The following is a 20,752-nucleotide window of genomic DNA, read 5'->3' on the forward strand; positions in this document are numbered from 1 at the left end:
GACTTATCCTTACTTCACTTCGTTGTTAATGGAGTGTCTTCCTTTTGGGAAATAGTCTTGCCTCTTGGCGTTTTTCTCTTGTTGCTATGGGTACCATCAAGTGGCTAACTCCATTGTTGAACTTTTCAAAAAGAAAGCATATTTCAAAAATATTCAGAAAATGATGACACCCCCTTTCTTTTTAGGAAAATTTAAGATATAATAAGATTATTCGATATTATAAATTTGAATATGAGGTGAAATATTTATGGTGAAAAAAACAAAATGGTTCGTCACAGCAGGAACCACCTTAGTAGTGACTGCTACTTTGGCTGCCTGTGGTAACAATTCTAGTAGTACAAGCTCATCAAAAGACATCAATTGGGCTTTACCAACTGAGATTTTGACGTTGGATAATTCTAAAGTTACCGATCATTACTCTAATATGGCTATCGGTAACTCTGGAAGTAATATCTATCGTACTGGAAAAAATGGTAAGCTTGAGCTTGATCTTGCTAAGAAAGTAGATATTTCTGACGATGGTAAAACTTATACAGTTACCCTTCGTGATAATCTAAAATGGTCAGACGGTAGTAAATTGACTGCGAAAGACTTTGTTTACTCTTGGCAACGTATAGTTGACCCATCAACAGCATCTGAGTATGCTTATCTTGTCAGTGAAGCTCACGTTGCAAATGCTGCTGAAATTAATTCTGGTCAGATTGCAGATCTTAGTCAACTTGGTGTTAAAGCTGAAGGTGATAATAAGCTTGTCTTTACTTTGACTAGTCCAGCACCTCAGTTTAAGTATTTCCTATCTTTCACTAACTTTATGCCACAAAAGGAATCAGTTGTTAAAAAGTATGGTAAAAACTATGCGACTGCTTCTAAATATCAAGTGTACTCAGGACCTTATACTGTGACAGGATGGAACGGTTCAAATGGAACCTTTAAGTTGAAGAAGAACAAATATTACTGGGATGCTAAACATGTCAAAACAGATACAGTCAACGTCCAAACTGTTAAAAAACCAGATACAGCTGTTCAGATGTATAAACGTGGTGAGCTTGATAATGCCAACATTTCAAACACTTCAGCTATCTTCAATGCTAATAAAAACAATAAAGATGTTGTAGATGTTCGTGAAGCGACAACATGTTATATGGCATATAATATGACAGGTTCAGTAAAAGGTCTTGATAATAAGAAAATTCGCCAAGCCCTTAATTTAGCAACCGATCGTAAAGCGGTTGTAAAAGCTGCTATTGATACAGGTTCAACTGCTGCCACTGCTCTTGTTCCTTATAAACTTGAAACACTATCAAACGGTAAAGATTTGACAGATGTTGTTGCGCCTGGATATAAATATGACGCTAAAGAAGCTGCTAGACTCTTTAAAGAAGGTCTTGCTGAATCAGGACTGACAAGCCTTAAACTTGCTATTACATCAGATGCAGAGACACCAACTTCTAAGAATTTGGTTGATTATATAAAATCTGCTTGGGAATCAGCTTTACCTGGTCTCACTGTTGAGGAAAAATTTGTAACCTTTAAGCAACGTTTAGAAGATTCTAAGAATCAAAACTTTGATGTCGTAGTGACATTGTGGGGTGGAGATTATCCAGAAGGTTCTACTTTCTATGGGCTTTTCCAATCTACAGCATCTTATAATAACGGTAAGTTCAATAGCTCAGCTTATGATGCGGCCTATACTAAAGCTATAACAACAGATGCTACAAACCAAGAAGCTGGCGTTCAAGACTACAAAGAAGCTGAAAAGATACTTTACGAGGAAGCTGCTTATAACCCACTTTACTTCCGTAACACAAAAGCTCTTCGTAATCCGAAACTTACTGGGCTTGTTGAAAATACAACAGGTTTAAATACGGACTTTACTCACGCTTATAAAAAATAATCAATGAGTATTGTCGTCTAAATGTTAAAGCAAGAATTGCTAGATCCAATTCTTGCTTTTGTTCATAGTTGATTTTAGTGAAACTCTATTTTTGTAGAAAGTTGATTGAGTGTAGGAAGAGCTTACTAGGATTATCTTTTGCAATAACTAAAAAGCAACAAACAAACTAGTGAAAAAAGGAATGGTATAATGGTCAAGTATATTTTAAAACGCCTTGCTATTTTATTAGTAACACTGTGGGTTGTGGTGACTTTCTCATTTTTTCTGATGCAGATTTTACCAGGAACCCCTTATAACAATCCTAAACTTAGCGACGAGATGATTGCTTTGTTGAATAAGCAGTATGGATTGGATAAGCCTGTATGGCAACAATATCTGACTTATCTTTGGAATGTTCTCCATGGTGATTTTGGAACCAGTTATCAGTCTGTCAATCAACCGGTAGGGCGTATGATTGCCCAACGTTTAGGTATTTCTGTCCAGCTTGGTATCCAAGCCTTGATTGTTGGTTTAGTCGGTGGTATCGTTGTTGGTGGGGTTTCTGCTCGTCACAAAAATGACAAAATTGATGCAACACTTAGTGTGCTTGTGACCTTGGCAATTTCAATGCCGTCATTCATTATCGGTCTTTTCTTGTTAGATTATTTTGGTTTCAAGTGGAATCTTCTTCCGCTGTCAGGTTGGGGGAGTTTTGCACAATCCGTGCTTCCAACGCTTGCATTGGGTCTTCCAACGCTTGCAACGGTATCACGCTTTTTCAGAAGTGAGATGATTGAAACGCTCAACTCAGACTACATTCAGCTTGCTCGCTCTAAGGGGCTAAATGGGCGTCAAGTTGCGGTTAAGCATGCTTATCGTAATTCGATGATTCCAGTATTGACTCTCATCGGTCCAACGACTGCTGGACTTCTTACGGGTTCTGCTTTGATTGAGCAAATCTTTTCAATTCCTGGGATAGGACAGCTTTTTGTCGTTTCTATTCCAGCAAAAGATTACCCTGTTATTATGGGAACGACGATTGTATATGCAGTGATGTTGATGTTTGCAATTTTGATAACCGATATTATCACAAGCATTGTTGACCCACGTGTGCGTTTGCAATAAGGAGGATACATGGACACAATAAAATCATTTAAACTGGTTGGAGTCAGCTCAACAAGTGAACAGGAAAAAATTGAAAAACCAGCCTTATCATTCTTGCAGGATGCTTGGCGTCGTCTTAAACAGAACAAGCTTGCTGTTATCTCTATGTGGTTTTTGATTTTTTTACTCACCTTTTCATTAGCATCTAATTTATTTGTATCAGATAAGTCAGCCAACACTCTTATTAACAACAAGAAAGTTGAGGTTTATCGTAACTTGCCACCAAAACTGAGTGGAAATTTACCGTTTTGGAATGGTACGATGAAATATGCAGGGTCAACAGAACGCACGGATGTCTACAAAAGTCAGGGTGTGACGGACAATCAAAGTTTTCTTTTTGGTACAGATAGTGTCGGACGTAGCCTTGGTAAACGTATGATTGTTGGGATTCGTATCTCTTTGTTAGTTGCCATTGCTGCGACAGCTATCGACTTGGTTATTGGGGTGACTTATGGTCTGATTTCAGGTTATGTCGGAGGTAGGGTTGATACCACCATGCAACGTATCGTTGAGGTTATATCTTCTATTCCAAATCTTGTTATTGTGACTATGCTTGGACTTTTGCTGGGGAATGGCATTACTGCTATTATTATCTCTATCGCCTTTACAGGCTGGACAAGTATGTCAAGACAGGTGCGGAATATGACGCTGTCTTATCGGGAACGAGACTTTGTTTTAGCGGCACGTTCCTTGGGTGAAAGTGGATCAAAGATTGCCTTTAAGCACATATTGCCAAATATTTCTGGAATTATTATAGTTCAAATTATGATGACTATTCCGAGTGCTATTATGTATGAATCAGTGCTTTCTGCCATTAATCTTGGGGTGAAGCCTCCAACGGCGTCTCTAGGTTCATTAATTGCTGATGCGCAAGAAAATTTACAATATTATCCGTATCAGGTGGTATTACCAGCATTAGCACTTGTGTTTATTTCACTAGCTTTTATCCTTTTAGGAGACGGTTTGCGTGATGCCTTTGATCCTAAATCAAGTAATGACTGAGGAGAAGAAATATGTCTAAAGAAACATTGTTAAGCGTAAAAAATCTTCACGTTAAATTTCATACCTATGCTGGGGAGGTAAAGGCGATTCGGAATATTAATTTCGAACTCGAAAAGGGAGAAACGCTTTCTATCGTTGGAGAATCTGGTTCAGGCAAATCAGTTACTACAAAAACCCTTATCGGATTGAATGCCAAAAATGCTGAAATCACGGGTCAAATTCTTTATCAAGGGCGTGATTTGATGCAATTAGATGAGAACGAATGGACAAAGGTTCGTGGTAATGATATTGCTATGATTTTCCAAGATCCTATGACCAGTCTTGACCCAACCATGCGCATTGGGAAACAGATTGCAGAACCAATTTTGATTCATGAAAAGATTTCTAAAAAAGAAGCGCTTAGTAAAGCTCTCCAGTTGATGAAAGATGTCGGCATTCCAAACGCTGAAGAGCATATCAATGACTATCCGCATCAATGGTCAGGAGGAATGCGCCAACGTGCCGTTATTGCTATCGCCTTAGCAGCTAATCCGCAGATTTTGATTGCTGATGAACCGACGACAGCTCTTGATGTAACTATCCAAGCACAGATTTTGCATTTAATGAAAAAAATCCAAAAAGAACGTGAGTCGTCTATTATCTTTATCACGCATGATTTGGGTGTGGTTGCAGGTATGGCTGACCGTGTGGCGGTTATGTATGCCGGAAAAATCGTTGAATATGGAACAGTTGATGAGATTTTTTATTACCCACAACATCCTTATACATGGGGATTACTGAACTCCATGCCAACGACTGATACTGAATATGGAGGTCTTCAGTCTATTCCTGGAACACCACCAGATTTGCTCAGTCCGCCTAAAGGAGATGCTTTTGCACCACGTAATGTTTTTGCACTTGATATTGATCATGAAAAAGAACCTCCATTCTTTAAAATTTCAGACACTCATTATGCGGCAACTTGGTTATTGGATGAGCGTGCACCAAGAGTGGAAATTCCTGAAAAAATTAGGATACGTTGGGCAAGATGGGAAAAAATGAAAGGGGTTAACTAGTCATGGTAAACCACTCTAAAAAGTTAGTGGAATTGAAAAATGTTTCTCTGACATTTAATAAAGGAAAACCAAACGAGGTTAAAGCGGTCAATCACGTCAGTTTTGATATTTATGAGGGGGAAGTTTTTGGATTAGTTGGTGAGTCAGGTTCTGGTAAGACAACTGTTGGGCGTGCTATTCTTAAACTGTACGATATTGACGACGGTGAGATGATTTTCAACGGTGAAAACATTTCCAGTCTGAAAGGGAAAGAACTACATGATTTCCGTAAAGATGCTCAAATGATTTTTCAAGACCCACAAGCGAGTCTTAACGGACGTATGAAAATCCGTGATATAGTGGCTGAGGGGCTTGATATTCATAATCTTGTACAAAATAGTGACGAGCGTGAACAAAGAGTTGAGGAACTGCTAGAGCTTGTAGGACTTAATAAAGACCACTTGACACGCTACCCACATGAGTTCTCAGGTGGTCAACGTCAACGTATCGGCATCGCTCGTGCCTTGGCAGTTGAGCCAAAATTCATCATCGCTGATGAGCCGATCTCAGCACTTGATGTGTCTATCCAAGCACAAGTCGTTAATTTGATGCAAAAATTACAGCATGAGCAAGGATTGACTTATCTCTTCATCGCCCATGACCTATCTATGGTTAAGTATATCTCAGACCGTATCGGTGTCATGCACTGGGGAAAACTCCTTGAGATTGGAACGTCAGATGATGTCTACAATCATCCCATCCATCCTTATACAAAGAGCTTGCTCTCTGCTATTCCAGAGCCAGATCCGATTAAGGAACGTAAACGTGCTCATACTCTGTATGATCCAAGTGCTGAGCTTGATGGTCAAGAGCGTGAGATGCATGAAATCACACCAAGGCACTTTGTCTGGTCAACAGAAGAAGAAGCTGAAGTTTTCAAAAAAGAACATCAATAAGAGAAAAAGAACTTGGACTTATCCAAGTTCTTTTGTATCAAAGCGGAAATGTTATACCCATATCGCTTTTTTTCTGCTATAATAATACTAGCTACGCTGTGCTAGAGGGAGTAATCTAATGACAAAAATATCCGATCGTGTTTTATCTATGGAAGAGAGTGTTACCTTAAAGACAGCTGCAAAAGCTAAGCAATTAGCCAGTCAAGGGCGTGACATTCTGCCCTTGACTTTGGGGCAGCCTGACTTTGTAACACCTCAAAATATTCAAGAAGCAGCGATTGCTGCTATTGCAGATGGACGTGCTAGTTTTTATACTCAAGCGAGTGGTCTGCCTGAACTAAAGGAGGCTATTGGAACTTACTTTGAGCAGTTTTATGGCTATACGATTTCGCCAAATCAAGTTGTTGCAGGGACTGGTGCCAAGTTTATCTTGTATGCCTTTTTCATGACGGTCATCAATCCGCTTGATGAGGTCATCATTCCAACACCTTACTGGGTGTCTTATGCCGACCAGATTAAGATGGCAGAAGGAATACCTGTCTTTGTGGAAGCAACTCAGGAAAATCATTTCAAAGTTACCGTTGATCAGTTAGAAGCTGTAAGAACAGCTAAGACAAAAGTGCTTCTACTCAATAGTCCGTCAAATCCGACAGGCATGGTCTACACAAGAGAAGAATTACAAGCTATCGGAGACTGGGCGGTAGCACATAATATTCTCATCTTAGCGGATGATATTTATGGACGTTTGGTTTATAATGGCACAATCTTCACTCCGATTTCAAGTTTGTCAGAAACTATTAAAAAGCAAACTATTGTCATCAATGGTGTGTCAAAAACTTATGCTATGACTGGATGGCGTGTGGGCTTTGCAGTAGGTGATAACGACATTATCGCAGGGATGAGCAAGATTATTAGTCAAACGACTTCTAATTTAACTGCTGTCTCCCAATATGCAGCTATTGAAGCTCTGACGGGTTCTCAAGATACTGTTGAGATGATGCGTCAAGCCTTTGAAGAAAGGTTAAACATTATCTATCCACTGCTATGTGAAGTGCTAGGTTTTGAGGTGGTCAAACCACAAGGTGCCTTTTATTTCTTCCCAAATGTCAAAAAAGCTATGGAGCTGAAAGGCTATACTGACGTCACAGACTTCACCGACGCTATCTTAGAAGAAACTGGTGTTGCACTTGTGACCGGTGAGGGTTTTGGTGCTAAGGAAAACGTGCGCTTATCTTATGCCACTGACCTTGACACTCTAAAAGAAGCTGTCTCTCGTCTTAAAGCCTTTATGGAAGCCTAATTAAAAAGATAGAAAAGAGAATCTTATGTCAAAAGAACTAGTATCCATTATTGATGTGCCTAAACACCTTGGTCAAAAAGTGACTATCGGCGCTTGGGTAGCCAATAAATCCGGAAAAGGGAAATTAGCATTCTTACAATTACGTGATGGGACAGCTTATTTCCAAGCTGTTGCCTTTAAACCAAATCTCATTGAAAGATACGGTGAGACGCTAGGACTTGAAAAGTTTGAAACTATCAAACACCTCAGCCAAGAAACTTCTGTCTATGTGACCGGTATCGTCAAGGAGGATAAGCGCTCAAAATTTGGTTATGAACTAGATGTGACGGATTTAGAGATTATTGGTGAGTCTGTTGATTATCCAATCACACCAAAGGAACACGGAACAGATTTTTTGATGGATCATCGCCACTTGTGGTTACGCTCACGCAGACAAATGGCAATCATGCAAATTAGAAATGCTATCATCTATGCGTCATCTGATTTCTTTGAGAAGAATGGATTTGTCAAGTTTGATAGCCCAATTTTGTCTGGGAATGCCGCTGAAAATACGACTGAACTCTTTGAGACAGATTATTTTGGTAATCCAGCTTTTCTCAGTCAATCTGGTCAGCTGTATTTGGAAGCGGGTGCTATGGCATTGGGACGTGTCTATGACTTTGGCCCAGTTTTTCGTGCTGAAAAGTCTAAGACACGTCGTCACTTGACAGAGTTTTGGATGATGGATGCTGAGTATCCATTTCTCAGTCATGAACAATCGCTAGATTTGCAAGAAGCCTATGTCAAAGCACTTATTCAAGGTGTTCTTAATCGTGCACCACAGGCACTTGACATCTTAGAGCGTGATGTCACCTTACTTGAAAAATACATAAAAGAACCTTTTAAGCGTATCAGCTATGACGATGCTATCACTCTTTTGCAAGAGCATGAAGGTGAAGCAGAAGCGGATTATGAACATCTTGATCACGGCGATGACTTTGGCTCACCACATGAAACTTGGATCTCAAATCACTTTGGTGTTCCCACCTTTATCGTGAATTATCCTGCTAGCTTCAAAGCCTTTTATATGAAACCCGTCTCAGATAATCCAGAACGTGTCTTGTGCGCAGATCTACTGGCACCAGAAGGTTACGGTGAGATTATTGGTGGATCAGAGCGTGAGACAGACTATGATAAACTCCTTGAGAAAGTCAAAGAAAATGGTCTTAACCCAGATGATTATACATTTTACCTTGATTTACGTAAATATGGATCTGTTCCACACTGTGGTTTTGGACTTGGATTAGAGCGTATGGTAACCTTTGTTTCAGGTACAAAGCACATTCGTGAGGCAATCCCATTTCCACGTATGCTTCATCGCATCAAACCTTAAGGATGACAAAATTTTAAGTATAGAATATAGACAGAGATACTTTTATGTCTACAAGGAATTGTTCTAGAAGTTGTGACTAATATCCTAACAACTTTTATAGATTGAGAAAAGGAAAAGACTATGTACTAACTTACCAACGGACAACTCCCTCAAGTAGGTGAAGCAAGCACAAGTCTTGCTTCACTTGTCGGTGGACTCCTCACAGTGAGTACTATGGTCGGCTTGGCTAAGAAAAAATGTGATGACGAAGCTTAATTCTAAAAGCTGACACACACTTAAAGAGTCTGAGTTTCTCAGGCTCTTTTTGTCATTTAAAATAAAAAGCGCTTTCAAGAACACGCTTTTAGTGGTATAATAACAGTGTTAAGCTTTTATCTAAAAGGTAGCCTTTAATGAAACCATTCTTATTTTTATGAGGTGTTTTATGAAAACGTGTTTTAAGAAATGGGCGATAGGTATCATAGTTGGTCTATCATTTGGTCTAGTGAGTCTCTCTAGCCATACCAGTCCGATCTTAGGCGCTCAGAAAGTTTATGCAGAAGGGGCAAGTCGTGAAGCGAGTGGTATTTTCACCTTTAAAAATCAAAAGCAGCTGGATTTGGGCAATCTAGACTCACTAGGTCGTGCGACCTATGCCCACATCCAATTAAAAGACAGCGATGAGCCAACACAAAAGAGGGCAGCTCGCTTGACTTACAATCCTGTTGGCTGGCACAATTACAAGTTCTATTATGGCAATGGCACTAAAAAGGCTTGGCTAATGGATCGTGGTCACCTTATTGGCTATCAGTTTAGCGGTTTAAATGACGAAGCGCGTAACTTGGTACCTGAAACCCACTGGCTAAATGCTGGCAATTTCAAGGGAACCGATGAGAGCGATGAAGACAGTATGCTCTACTATGAAAATCAGCTAGACTCTTGGCTAGCCAATCACCAGAACTACTACCTAGACTATAGAGTGACACCAATTTACCAAGACAGTGAGCTCCTTCCTAGACAAGTGCAGCTTGATTATGTAGGCGTTGATAGCAGTGGTCAGTTATTAACCATAAATATCGGCGGTAAGTCCTCAGTAGATAGCTATGGCGTGAGTCATGTCGTCCTAGATAATGTCTCTCCAAATGCCACCCTTGATTATGCGACAGGGCGTGCAACTAATGTCGCAAGCACTACTACTTCTAACAGCAGCACAGCAGTAAGTTCTCAAACCGTTGAGTCATCCTCATCCGAGACAGTTATAGCTAGCTCCAGCACCCCTGCAGTAGAACAAGCAAGCCCAAGCGTTGCAACACAGGGAGCGGCTACCGTTTATGTAGCACGCCAAGGTACAGCAGATGTTTATTGGTACAGTAAAGCCAATATGCCATCTAACACTAATTGGGGAAATGTTGTTACGATGTCAGAGGCAGAGGCTATTGCAGCAGGCAAGCGACACACATCAAAAGAGTAATAAGATGGAGAGGTTAACACCTCTCTTTTTCCTTTCTATGGTAAAATAGTCAAAAATAGAGTATAATCAACCTATGACAAGATATAGAGCTACTATCTCATACGATGGAACATTATTTTTGGGTTTTCAACGTCAACCAAGTGCTAGAACTGTTCAAGGAGAACTAGAAAAGACATTACAGCGCTTAAATAGTTGTGAGCCAGTGCCGGTGCATGGCGCTGGCAGGACAGATAGTGGTGTGCATGCTTATGGACAGGTGATTCACTTTGATTTGCCGCAGGATAGGGATCTAGAAAAGCTGCGCTTTGCCTTTGATACTCAGACGCCAGATGATATTGACGTGGTCAGTGTGGAGAAAGTGTCTAGCGACTTTCACGCTCGCTACAACAAGCACCTCAAAACCTATGAGTTTTTGGTGGACAATGGTCGCCCTAAAAATCCCATGATGCGCCACTACGCAACGCCATTTCCCTATGAGCTTGATATGGAGAAGATGGCAGAGGCGATAAAAGATTTGGTGGGGGAGCATGACTTTACAGGTTTCACCGCCTCGGGCACCAGCGTTGTCAATAAGGTGCGCACCATTACAAGAGCAGAGCAGAGCTATGATGAGAAGAGTCACCTCATCACCTTTACCTTTACGGGAACTGGTTTTCTTTATAAGCAGGTACGCAATATGGTAGGAACTCTTCTGAAGATTGGAAATAATCGTATGCCAGTCAGCCAGATAAAAACAGTTCTCAAGACAGGTGATAGACGACTGGCTGGTCCAACGGCTAGTGGGCAAGGACTTTATTTGAGACAGATTGTCTATTGTGATGAGGTGAAAAAAGGAGATTAGATGAATTTACGTGTACTTAGAGAGCAAACGCAAGTTATTATTTGTGATATTTTAGACAAAAGTGCGCTAAGAGCAGGGGATATTTTTGTTTTAGGCTTATCAAGTAGTGAGGTGCTAGGCTCTATTATTGGACAAAATTCTAGCATTGAAGTGGGTGAAGTTATTGTTAAAACTCTCCTTGATGAATTGGACAAATATGGGATTTTTTTAGCTGTACAAGGTTGTGAACATCTTAATAGAGCTTTGGTTGTTGAGCGCCACCTTGCAGAACAAAAAGATTTAGAAATAGTGAATGTTTTACCGACTTTACATGCAGGTGGTAGTGGGCAGTTAGCGGCTTTTAAGTTTATGAAAGACCCTGTTGAAGTTGAGGAGATTGTAGCACAAGCAGGAATTGATATTGGAGATACGAGTATTGGCATGCACATCAAGCGCGTACAAGTACCTCTAGTACCTAGACAAAGAGAGCTTGGTGCTGCTCACGTGACAGCGCTCGCTAGTCGTCCCAAATTAATTGGTGGTAGTCGTGCGCAGTATCTAGCAGACTCTATCCGAAAATACTAGAAAAGAGCTGAATATCAGCTCTTTTCTGATGAATTGCCCACCTTAAAGATTGTTGAGATGAGGTGTTGGGAGTTTGATATCAGCCTCTGTTAGTGCTGCTTGATAAAGCCCATAAAATGTAGAGTATATGCTATTTTGCTGACCGTTATTGACAACTAAATCAACACGAAAAACTAACTGTCCGTTGCTTGTATAGATAGGTCCAACAATGGTGGGTGCTTCAACGACTTGAGGAAATTTTGGCAGTTCACTTGTATTAACGGATTCGATGACTTCGGCTACTTTTTCTAGGTCTATATGGGCGTAAATGGGGATGTCAATCCGAGATCGCATATTACCACGCGATTGATTGCTAACAACAGTGATACTTCGATTAGGAATGAAGTGTAGTGTGCCATCAGAATCTCTAACTTGTGTTGTTCTAAGTCCAAGGCTTGTTATCTTACCTGAGACATTCCCAATTACGACAGAATCCCCCACTTCGTATTGATTTTCAAGTAAAATGAAAAAGCCATTTACCACATCGGATAAGAAGCCCTGTGCTCCAAGCCCAATAGCAAGTCCAGCAATACCAGCTCCAGCCAAAAGACTTGAGATGGGGACTCCTACGATATTTAAAATGGAGTAAATCAGAAAGAAATAAAGTGTGTAGTTAAGACAGTTGTGCATCAAGCGAGCAATAGTCTTTTTTCTAGCCTCTGATTGTCCCGTGAGTGCTAAAGATTTAATCACCATTTTATTGAAAAAGAATTCAGCGAGATGGCGTAGGATTAAAAAGAGGATAAAAAGAGTGATAAGAGAAACAGTCTTGGAAATGAGAATGATTCCAATCTGTTCAATATGCAACTGCTCCCAGTATTTCTCAAAAATAGTCATATGATAAGTTTAGTAAAAAATAAAAAAGAGAGCAAGTCTTAATTGAAAAATCGTAAAAAAGAAAGCAAAACAGAAAAAAGCCAGAAAAAACTTTTAAAAGCTGTTAAAATATGATAAACTAAACTGTATCGAATATTATTAAGGAGAAATGACGTCATGTCTACATCATTTGAAAATACAGCCACTAACCGTGGTGTTGTTACATTTACAATTAGTCAAGACCAGATTCAGCCAGCGCTTGACAAAAGTTTTAATAAAATTAAGAAAGATTTAACCGTACCGGGTTTTCGTAAGGGACATATTACACGTACTGTTTTCAACCAAAAATTTGGTGAAGAAGCACTTTATGAGGAAGCCTTAAATGCTTTATTACCAACAGCTTACGAAGCAGCAGTTGCTGAACTTAGCCTAGATGTTGTCGCACAACCAAAATTTGATGTATCTTCTATGGAAAAAGGTCAAGAATGGGTTATCACAGCTGAAGTGGTGACAAAACCTGAAGTGAAACTTGGTGATTATAAAAATCTTGAAGTATCAGTAGATGTTAGTAAAGATGTTACTGATGAGGAAGTCGATGCCAAAGTTGAACGTGAACGTAATAACCTTGCTGAACTTACTATCAAAGATGGCGTAGCAGAGATGGGTGATACCGTGGTTATCGACTTTGTAGGTTCAATTGATGGTGCTGAATTTGATGGTGGTAAAGGAGAAAACTTCTCACTTGAGCTTGGTTCAGGTCAATTTATTCCAGGTTTTGAAGAACAATTGGTTGGTAGTAAATCTGGTGATACAGTAGAGGTCAATGTGACTTTCCCAGAAGATTACCAAGCTGCAGACCTTGCTGGTAAAGAAGCTAAATTTATAACAACTGTTCACGAAGTGAAATCAAAAGAAGTTCCAGATCTTGACGATGAGTTAGCTAAAGATATCGATGAAGAAGTAGATACGCTCGATGAGTTGAAAGCAAAATATCGCAAAGAACTTGAATCCACTAAAGAAACCGCATTTGATGATGCTGTTGAAAATGCAGCTATCGAATTAGCAGTTGCAAATGCTGAAATTGTTGATTTACCAGAAGAAATGATTCATGATGAAGTGCATCGTGCAATGAATGAGTTTCTCGGTAACCTCCAACGTCAAGGAATATCTTCAGATCTTTACTTCCAAATGACTGGAACAAGTCAAGAAGATCTCCATAAACAATACGAAGCAGATGCAGATAAACGTGTAAAAACAAATCTTGTTATCGAAGCTATTGCTAAAGCAGAAGGATTTGATGCGACAGATGAAGAAGTAGACAAAGAAATTAACGACCTTGCTACAGAGTACAATATGGAAATTGAACAAGTGCGCAATCTTCTTTCAACAGAAATGCTTAAACACGATATTGCTATGAAGAAAGCTATTGAAATTGTGACAAGCTCAGCAAAAGTGAAATAGCCCTTTTTATGAAATAAGTTCGAATACTTTTCGAGCTTATTTTTTTGTATACTTCGTCTAAATTTTTTGAATTATCTTTGACGAAACAGTAAAAATAGCGTACAATAGAGGATAATGACAATTAGAAAACTGTTTGTGCAGGACGTTAATTGTAACATCAATAAGGAGAACTACTTTGGAATTAGATGTATTTAAAGGGCAAGAAAAAAGCGAATTGTCAATGATTGAGGTGGCACGTGCTATTTTAGAAGAGCGTGGTCGTGACGATGAGATGTATTTCAGCGACCTTGTCAATGAAATACAAGTTTACCTCGAAAAATCAGATGCGGCTATTCGTGAATCGCTGTCGGGATTTTACTCTGATCTAAACACAGATGGTAGCTTTATCCCACTTGGTGACAATCGTTGGGGACTTCGTTCATGGTATGCTATTGATGAGATTGATGAAGAAGTCATCACGCTTGAAGAAGAGGATGACAACGCACCAAAACGTAAACATAAACGTGTCAACGCCTTTATGGATGGAGACGAGGACGCTATTGACTATAACGATGATGATCCAGAAGATGAAAATTACGCTTCTGATGACAATGGTGAATATGATGACGAAAATCCAGATGACGAAAAATCAGAAGTAGAATCTTATGACTCTGAGATCAATGAGATCATCCCAGATGCTGATTTAGACGAAGATGTTGATATCAATGAAGAAGATGACGATGAAGATGAGGAAGAATAAGATTTCTGCTCATTTTTCATTGACAAAAGTCTGCTTATAGTTTATAGTGAGAGCTGGGCATCTCGTTTAGAGATCTTGCTCCCTAGTTCTGTAGGGAGCTGTTTTTATTTGTAGTTAGTAGCAGTTGTTTAGCAATCGTTGTGATATGATAGCTAATTTATTTTAGGGGAGTATTTTAATGACAAAGTATATTTTTGTAACTGGCGGTGTCGTTTCTTCTATTGGTAAAGGGATTGTTGCTGCAAGTCTTGGTCGCTTGTTAAAAAATCGAGGTCTAAAAGTAACTATCCAAAAGTTTGATCCTTATATCAATATTGACCCAGGGACAATGAGTCCTTATCAGCATGGTGAGGTTTATGTGACAGATGATGGGGCAGAGACAGACCTTGATCTTGGCCATTACGAACGTTTTATTGATATTAACCTAAATAAATATTCTAATGTCACAACAGGTAAGATTTATAGCGAAGTGCTAAAAAAAGAACGGCGTGGTGAGTATCTAGGAGCAACTGTTCAGGTGATTCCACATATCACAGACGCACTCAAAGAAAAAATAAAACGTGCTGCAACGGCAACAGACTCAGATGTGATTATTACTGAGGTAGGTGGAACTGTTGGTGACATCGAGAGTTTACCTTTTCTTGAGGCTTTGCGCCAGATGAAAGCAGATGTTGGTTCTGATAATGTTATGTACATCCACACGACACTCTTGCCTTACCTTAAAGCTGCTGGTGAAATGAAAACCAAGCCTACTCAACATTCTGTGAAAGAGCTGCGCGGTCTTGGTATTCAACCAAATATGCTAGTTATTCGTACAGAGAAACCAGCTGGTCAAAACATCAAAAATAAGCTGGCACAGTTTTGTGATGTTGCCCCAGAAGCCGTTATCGAATCATTGGACGTTGATCACATCTACCAGATTCCACTCAACATGCAAGCGCAAAATATGGATCAGATTGTCTGTGACCATCTAAAAATCGATGCACCTCAAGCAGACATGACCGAGTGGACAGCTATGGTCAACAAGGTCATGAATCTTGAGAAAAAAGTCAAGATTGCCCTAGTTGGTAAATATGTTGAATTACCGGATGCTTATCTTTCTGTTGTGGAAGCCCTCAAGCACTCAGGATATATCAATGATGCTGCTATTGATCTCAAGTGGGTCAACGCTAATGATGTGACAAGTGAAAATGTTTCTGATTTAGTTGGAGATGCTGATGGTATTATTGTACCTGGTGGGTTTGGTCATCGTGGTACGGAAGGCAAGATTGAAGCTATTCGCTATGCTCGTGAAAATGACGTACCAATGTTAGGTATTTGTCTTGGTATGCAGTTAACTTGTGTTGAATTTGCTCGTAATGTCCTCAATCTCAAAGATGCAAACTCCACTGAACTAGACTCTGAAACGCCTTATCCGATTATTGATATCATGCGTGATCAGATTGATATTGAAGATATGGGTGGGACACTGCGCTTAGGACTTTACCCATGTAAGCTAAAAGTTGGATCTAAAGCAGCTAAGGCGTATCATAATCAAGAAGTGGTGCAACGTCGCCACCGTCACCGCTACGAATTTAATACAGCTTTTCGTGAACAATTTGAAAAAGCAGGCTTTGTCTTTTCTGGAGTCTCTCCGGATAACCGTCTTATGGAAATTGTTGAGTTGCCAGAAAAGAAATTTTTTGTTGCTGCTCAATATCACCCTGAGTTGCAATCACGTCCAAACCGTGCTGAAGAACTCTACACAGCCTTTGTGACAGCTGCTGCTGAAAATAGCAATAATTAGCATAAAGTAAAGAGTGAGAAAAATGTTTTTCTTGCTTTTTCTTATGTTGCTAATCTTTTAAATTAGTGTATAATAAGTGTTATGAAAAAGTTAAGAAAACGACGTTTAGTGACGATTGTAATAGGTCTTCTTTTTTTAGGTAGCATTTTGGCCAGCTTTTACTTTTTTCATGTGGCTCAAGTCCGAGGGGAAAAATCTTTTGTTGGAAGTGGTGCTATTTCCAAAACAAATCCTTTGTATTCTTATAAGAAAGCTTTTGATAAGTTAACCTATGAGACGAACACTATGGAAAATCAGGGAATTAAGCAGGAAGCTTGGTATGTGCCAGCGGAAAAGAAAACGAATAAAACAGTCATTGTGGTGCATGGTTTCACCAGTAGTAAAAACCGAATGAAAGCCTATGGATATTTGTTTCACGAATTAGGCTATAATGTATTGATGCCAGATAACATTGCACATGGAAATAGCAAAGGACAAATCATTGGATACGGCTGGAATGACCGCCTAAACATCCTCAAGTGGGCAGATATTCTCATCAGTCAAAACCCTTCTGCTGAAATCACTTTATTTGGTGTATCGATGGGAGCAGCTACGGTTATGATGGCAAGTGGTGAAACTTTACCAAGTCAGATTACAGCGATTATAGAGGATTGCGGTTATACTAGTGTCTGGGACGAGCTTGCTTATCAAGCTAAAAAGCTCTATCATTTGCCAGCCTTCCCTCTTCTTTATGAGGTTTCAGCACTATCTAAGATTCGTGCAGGATTTAGCTATGGCGAGGCCAGCAGTGTCAAGCAGTTAGCTAAAAATCATTTACCGACTCTCTTTATCCACGGTAGCGATGATACGTTTGTGCCGACAAAGATGGTCTATGAAAATTATGCGGCAACAAAAGGTCCAAAAGAGCTTTACATTGCAAAAGGTGCAGGACATGCTAAGTCTTTTGAAAAAGACCCACAAACCTACAAAGAAAGAATTTTACTTTTTTTGAAAAAATATGAAAGATAGTATTGACATCAGCAATGTAAATTGATATAATTTAGAACGTTGATGAGCGGGAATGGCGGAATTGGCAGACGCGCAGGACTAAGGATCCTGTGACCGCTTTAGGTCGTGAGGGTTCAAGTCCCTCTTTCCGCAGAGGAGTTGAGTAGAGATGCTCAACTTTTTTTATTTTTTTAAATTAGATTGATGAACATATAAAAAAGCCACAAAGGGTGGCTTTTGTCTTATTTAAAGAAGGCATTGTAGAGGGCACGAACAGCTTTTTTCTCATCCTCGCTATTGACAACGAACATGATAGAAACCTCACTTGATCCTTGTGAAATCATGGTCAAGTTAATGTGGTTGTCCGACAGAGCCTTAGTAGCTGTGGACATGACACCAACTTGGCTTTTCATATTTTCACCAACAATCATGATAATGGACAAATCGTGTTGAATATCCACGTGATCGACTTCTAGCTTACGGGTGAGTTGTGTAATGATTTCTTGTTCTTTGATAGGGGTCAACTCGCGATCGCGAAGAACGATAGACATATCATCAATACCAGTTGGCATATGCTCAAAGCGAATATTGAGATCTTCTAGGATTTGGAGAACTTTGCGCCCAAAACCAACTTCTCTATTCATGAGATATTTGGATATGTTGATGCTGACAAAGTGATCATCTCCAGCGATACCAATGACTGGCATGTCTTTTCCGGTGTTTTCAATGACAATCTTCGTTCCTGGGTGGTCGGGGTTGTTAGTATTTTTGATAACAAGGGGAACTTTCCCTCGATAAGCAGGGATAAGAGCTTCGTCATGGAGAACAGAAAATCCAGCATAGGCTAATTCACGCATTTCTTTATAAGTTAACTCAGGAATCGAATGAGGGTTATCTATGACGCCTGGATGTGCTGCAAAAATACCGTTGACATCTGTGAAATTTTCGTATAAATCTGCCTTGACACCAGCAGCTACGATAGATCCTGTAATGTCAGAACCTCCACGAGAGAATGTACAAATCTCGTTGTCAACAGTTACTCCAAAAAATCCAGGGATGACAAGTACATCGTTATACTCACGTAGGTTTTCGAGCTTATCATAACTGCTAGGAAGGATACGAGCATTACTAGGCTCACTGGAGACGGTAATACCAGCTTCTCTGGGATGGATATACTGGGCAGGTACATCGTTTTGGCTGAAGAATGCAGCAATCAGTTTGGCATTGTTATCCTCACCAGCGGCTAAAAAAGTGTCGTACAAGAAGCGGTTATTTTCGATAGGAAGAGTAGCTAGAACTTTGATAGCTGTGGCAATTTTTTCTAAAATGTCAGATCCGAGGTGTAATTCTTCGATAATAGCACGATAACGGTCAATAATCCACTCTTGATCGGCAGATACGTCATTTCCTGCCCTATAGTTTTGATAATATTTGATGAGAGCATCTGTGACCTTGGTATCATCTGCAGTGCGTTTTCCAGGGGCTGAGACAATTACAAAACGTCGTTCATAGTCGGCTTTGATGATGTCTAAGACTTTACAGAGTTGTGCTGCGGAAGCTAGTGAACTTCCTCCAAATTTTGTAACTTTCATGAAAACATCCTTTATCACGTTTTGTCTAAATTATAGCAAAATTCAGATAGTGTGTCAGTAGTTTTTCAAAGAAAATGATAGTATAATAGGAGTATGATGAATTTTAAAGCGATAATTTTTGATATGGATGGTGTTTTATTTGACACTGAACGTTTTTATTATCAGCGTCGCGAGTTGTTTTTAAATGACCGTGGAATCTCTATTAAGCATCTACCTCCGAGTTTTTTCATTGGTGGTAATATGAAACAAGTTTGGCGACATATACTGCGTAAGGATTATGATAAGTGGGACGTGGATCAACTTCAAAAAGATTATACTGCATATAAGGATAAGCATCCTCTGCCGTATTCGAGTCTTATTTTTGACGATACGGTATCTGTGATTAAGACCCTTGATAAAGCTGGTGTTCTGCTAGGCTTAGCTTCTAGCTCAACCAAATCAGATATTCTAAGGGCATTAGATTCAGTGGGGATTCGCTCTTACTTTAAAGTGATTTTATCTGGGGAAGAATTTGTGGAAAGTAAGCCTAATCCCGCTATTTATGAGGTTGCAGCACGTCAGATGGGCTGTTCCAAAGAGACTATTTTAGTTGTAGAAGATAGTGAAAAAGGTATTGCAGCAGGAGTGGCAGCTGGGTTGACAACTTGGGCAGTTAAAGACGAGCGATTTGGTATGAATCAATCACAAGCAGCAGGTTTTATCAATTGTTTGAGTGATTTGTTGTCAAAAGATTAGACATATTGTCTAATCTTTTTCACTTTGCTGAATAAAATAGCTTGAATCATCAAATTAAAAAAATATGAAAAATACTTGATTTTATATGCTAGATTATGCTAGAATAATTCTGTTTTTAGATAGTTTGATTTCCAAACAAAAATCAAAGAGAAAAGGAAATATGATGTCTTTTAAATGGATTACCTACGTTGTAGAGGAGGAAAGAGCACGTCTAACACTTAATCGTCCAGAAGTTTCAAATGGCTTTAATATTCCAATTTGTGAAGAAATTTTGCTCGCTCTTGATATGGCAGCAAAAGATGAAGAGGTTCGTATTCTTACTTTTGAGGCAAACGGAAAAGTTTTTTCGGTAGGTGGGGACTTGGTCGAGATGGAGTGTGCTGTCAAAAATGATAATATCCAATCGCTTGTTAGAATAGCTGAGTTAGTTAATGCTATCTCCTTTGTCATCAAAAAATTACCAAAGCCTGTTATCATGCTAACAGATGGTGCTGTGGCAGGCGCTGCTGCTAATCTAGCGGTTGCTTGTGATTTTGTCATCTCCTCTGATAAGACAAAATTTATTCAAGCTTTTGTAGGTGTTGGATTGGCGCCAGATGCAGGCGGTTTATACCTCTTGTCAAAAGCTATCGGTGTCAATCGAGCTACTCATCTAGCCATGACAGGAGAAGGGCTGAAAGCTGAAAAAGCATTAGAATATGGCATTGTCTACAAAATTTGTGAATCTGAAAAGTTAGAGAAAACAGCGCAGCAACTTATTAAAAAACTGAAGCGTAGCTCGGTTAACTCTTTTAAAGCAATTAAAGAAATGGTTTGGCAAAGCAACTTTACCGAATGGGAAGATTATGCTAAATTAGAGCTGAGTTTGCAAAAATCGTTAGCCTTTACAGATGACTTTAAAGAGGGTGTGCTAGCTTATGCAGAGAAACGCCGTCCTCAGTTTAGAGGACAATAAAAAATAACTTTTAAGAAAGCCTTGCAAAAAAGCGTGACTTTTGTTAAACTTTGATAGTCAAAGTTTTATGAAAAGGAGTGAGAAAA

At 39.5% G+C, this 20,752-nt stretch carries 18 protein-coding genes, 1 tRNA gene and 1 pseudogene; 18 read left to right on the plus strand and 2 right to left on the minus strand.

What is annotated here, in order from left to right; genetic code table 11:
• The first annotated feature begins 247 nt into the window (after positions 1-247).
• The 11 genes and pseudogenes from NXS10_RS04065 to NXS10_RS04110 all read left to right on the plus strand — a co-directional run bounded on the left by NXS10_RS04065 (position 248) and on the right by NXS10_RS04110 (position 11,556).
• The gene (locus tag NXS10_RS04065) at positions 248-1,894 is read left to right on the plus strand and encodes a peptide ABC transporter substrate-binding protein (RefSeq protein ID WP_259137946.1); all 1,647 of its coding nucleotides are present in this window, start codon (positions 248-250) and stop codon (positions 1,892-1,894) included.
• 189 nt (positions 1,895-2,083) lie between these two features.
• Complete coding sequence (locus NXS10_RS04070; RefSeq protein ID WP_259137949.1) at positions 2,084-2,998, plus strand: ABC transporter permease; 915 nt, start codon at positions 2,084-2,086, stop codon at positions 2,996-2,998.
• A gap of 9 nt (positions 2,999-3,007) precedes the next feature.
• Complete coding sequence (locus NXS10_RS04075) at positions 3,008-4,039, plus strand: ABC transporter permease (RefSeq protein WP_259137951.1); 1,032 nt, start codon at positions 3,008-3,010, stop codon at positions 4,037-4,039.
• Positions 4,040-4,050: 11 nt separating this feature from the next.
• Positions 4,051-5,094 carry an ABC transporter ATP-binding protein gene (locus NXS10_RS04080; RefSeq protein WP_259137955.1) on the plus strand — a complete coding sequence of 348 codons (1,044 nt, stop codon included), beginning with the start codon at positions 4,051-4,053 and terminating at the stop codon, positions 5,092-5,094.
• 2 nt (positions 5,095-5,096) lie between these two features.
• The gene (locus tag NXS10_RS04085) at positions 5,097-6,029 is read left to right on the plus strand and encodes an ABC transporter ATP-binding protein (RefSeq protein WP_259137958.1); all 933 of its coding nucleotides are present in this window, start codon (positions 5,097-5,099) and stop codon (positions 6,027-6,029) included.
• A 118-nt stretch (positions 6,030-6,147) separates the two neighbouring features.
• Positions 6,148-7,329, plus strand: coding sequence for a pyridoxal phosphate-dependent aminotransferase (locus tag NXS10_RS04090; protein ID WP_259137960.1), 1,182 nt, complete (start codon positions 6,148-6,150; stop codon positions 7,327-7,329).
• A 25-nt stretch (positions 7,330-7,354) separates the two neighbouring features.
• Positions 7,355-8,701, plus strand: coding sequence for an asparagine--tRNA ligase (gene asnS / locus NXS10_RS04095; protein ID WP_259137962.1), 1,347 nt, complete (start codon positions 7,355-7,357; stop codon positions 8,699-8,701).
• Between the two features lie 147 nt (positions 8,702-8,848).
• Positions 8,849-8,956 (plus strand): annotated as a pseudogene (locus NXS10_RS08630) (LPXTG cell wall anchor domain-containing protein); the annotation flags it as partial.
• 169 nt (positions 8,957-9,125) lie between these two features.
• Positions 9,126-10,151, plus strand: a complete 1,026-nt coding sequence (locus NXS10_RS04100) for a DNA/RNA non-specific endonuclease (RefSeq protein ID WP_259137965.1) — start codon at positions 9,126-9,128, stop codon at positions 10,149-10,151.
• 73 nt (positions 10,152-10,224) lie between these two features.
• Complete coding sequence (gene truA, locus NXS10_RS04105) at positions 10,225-10,992, plus strand: tRNA pseudouridine(38-40) synthase TruA (protein WP_259137968.1); 768 nt, start codon at positions 10,225-10,227, stop codon at positions 10,990-10,992.
• Positions 10,993-11,556, plus strand: a complete 564-nt coding sequence (locus NXS10_RS04110; RefSeq protein WP_259137971.1) for a TIGR01440 family protein — start codon at positions 10,993-10,995, stop codon at positions 11,554-11,556.
• Between the two features lie 42 nt (positions 11,557-11,598).
• On the opposite strand, the gene NXS10_RS04115 is transcribed toward NXS10_RS04110, so the two are convergent.
• Positions 11,599-12,432, minus strand: a complete 834-nt coding sequence (locus NXS10_RS04115; RefSeq protein WP_259137973.1) for a mechanosensitive ion channel family protein — start codon at positions 12,430-12,432, stop codon at positions 11,599-11,601.
• A gap of 156 nt (positions 12,433-12,588) precedes the next feature.
• Here NXS10_RS04115 and tig point away from each other — a divergent pair, with 156 nt between their 5' ends.
• From tig to NXS10_RS04140, 5 genes are all read left to right on the plus strand, one after another.
• Positions 12,589-13,872, plus strand: coding sequence for a trigger factor (gene tig, locus NXS10_RS04120; protein WP_259137976.1), 1,284 nt, complete (start codon positions 12,589-12,591; stop codon positions 13,870-13,872).
• A gap of 175 nt (positions 13,873-14,047) precedes the next feature.
• The gene (gene rpoE / locus NXS10_RS04125; protein ID WP_259137979.1) at positions 14,048-14,611 is read left to right on the plus strand and encodes a DNA-directed RNA polymerase subunit delta; all 564 of its coding nucleotides are present in this window, start codon (positions 14,048-14,050) and stop codon (positions 14,609-14,611) included.
• Positions 14,612-14,789: 178 nt separating this feature from the next.
• Positions 14,790-16,397, plus strand: coding sequence for a CTP synthase (gene pyrG / locus NXS10_RS04130; RefSeq protein ID WP_259137981.1), 1,608 nt, complete (start codon positions 14,790-14,792; stop codon positions 16,395-16,397).
• 81 nt (positions 16,398-16,478) lie between these two features.
• A complete protein-coding gene (locus tag NXS10_RS04135; RefSeq protein ID WP_259137984.1) occupies positions 16,479-17,405 on the plus strand; it encodes an alpha/beta hydrolase in 927 nt (308 codons plus the stop codon).
• A 46-nt stretch (positions 17,406-17,451) separates the two neighbouring features.
• Positions 17,452-17,537 (plus strand) — tRNA-Leu (locus NXS10_RS04140).
• 89 nt (positions 17,538-17,626) lie between these two features.
• Here the strand turns inward: NXS10_RS04140 and NXS10_RS04145 are convergent.
• Positions 17,627-18,976, minus strand: coding sequence for an aspartate kinase (locus NXS10_RS04145; RefSeq protein WP_259137987.1), 1,350 nt, complete (start codon positions 18,974-18,976; stop codon positions 17,627-17,629).
• A gap of 96 nt (positions 18,977-19,072) precedes the next feature.
• On the opposite strand from NXS10_RS04145, the gene NXS10_RS04150 reads away from it, so the two are divergent.
• Positions 19,073-19,711: an HAD family hydrolase gene (locus NXS10_RS04150; RefSeq protein ID WP_259138245.1), complete on the plus strand. Its 639-nt coding sequence runs from the start codon at positions 19,073-19,075 to the stop codon at positions 19,709-19,711.
• 163 nt (positions 19,712-19,874) lie between these two features.
• A complete protein-coding gene (locus NXS10_RS04155) occupies positions 19,875-20,666 on the plus strand; it encodes an enoyl-CoA hydratase (RefSeq protein ID WP_259138248.1) in 792 nt (263 codons plus the stop codon).
• Positions 20,667-20,752: the final 86 nt, after the last annotated feature.

It is taken from the genome of Streptococcus sciuri (assembly GCF_024814375.1).
In the GTDB taxonomy this organism is placed as follows: domain Bacteria; phylum Bacillota; class Bacilli; order Lactobacillales; family Streptococcaceae; genus Streptococcus; species Streptococcus sciuri.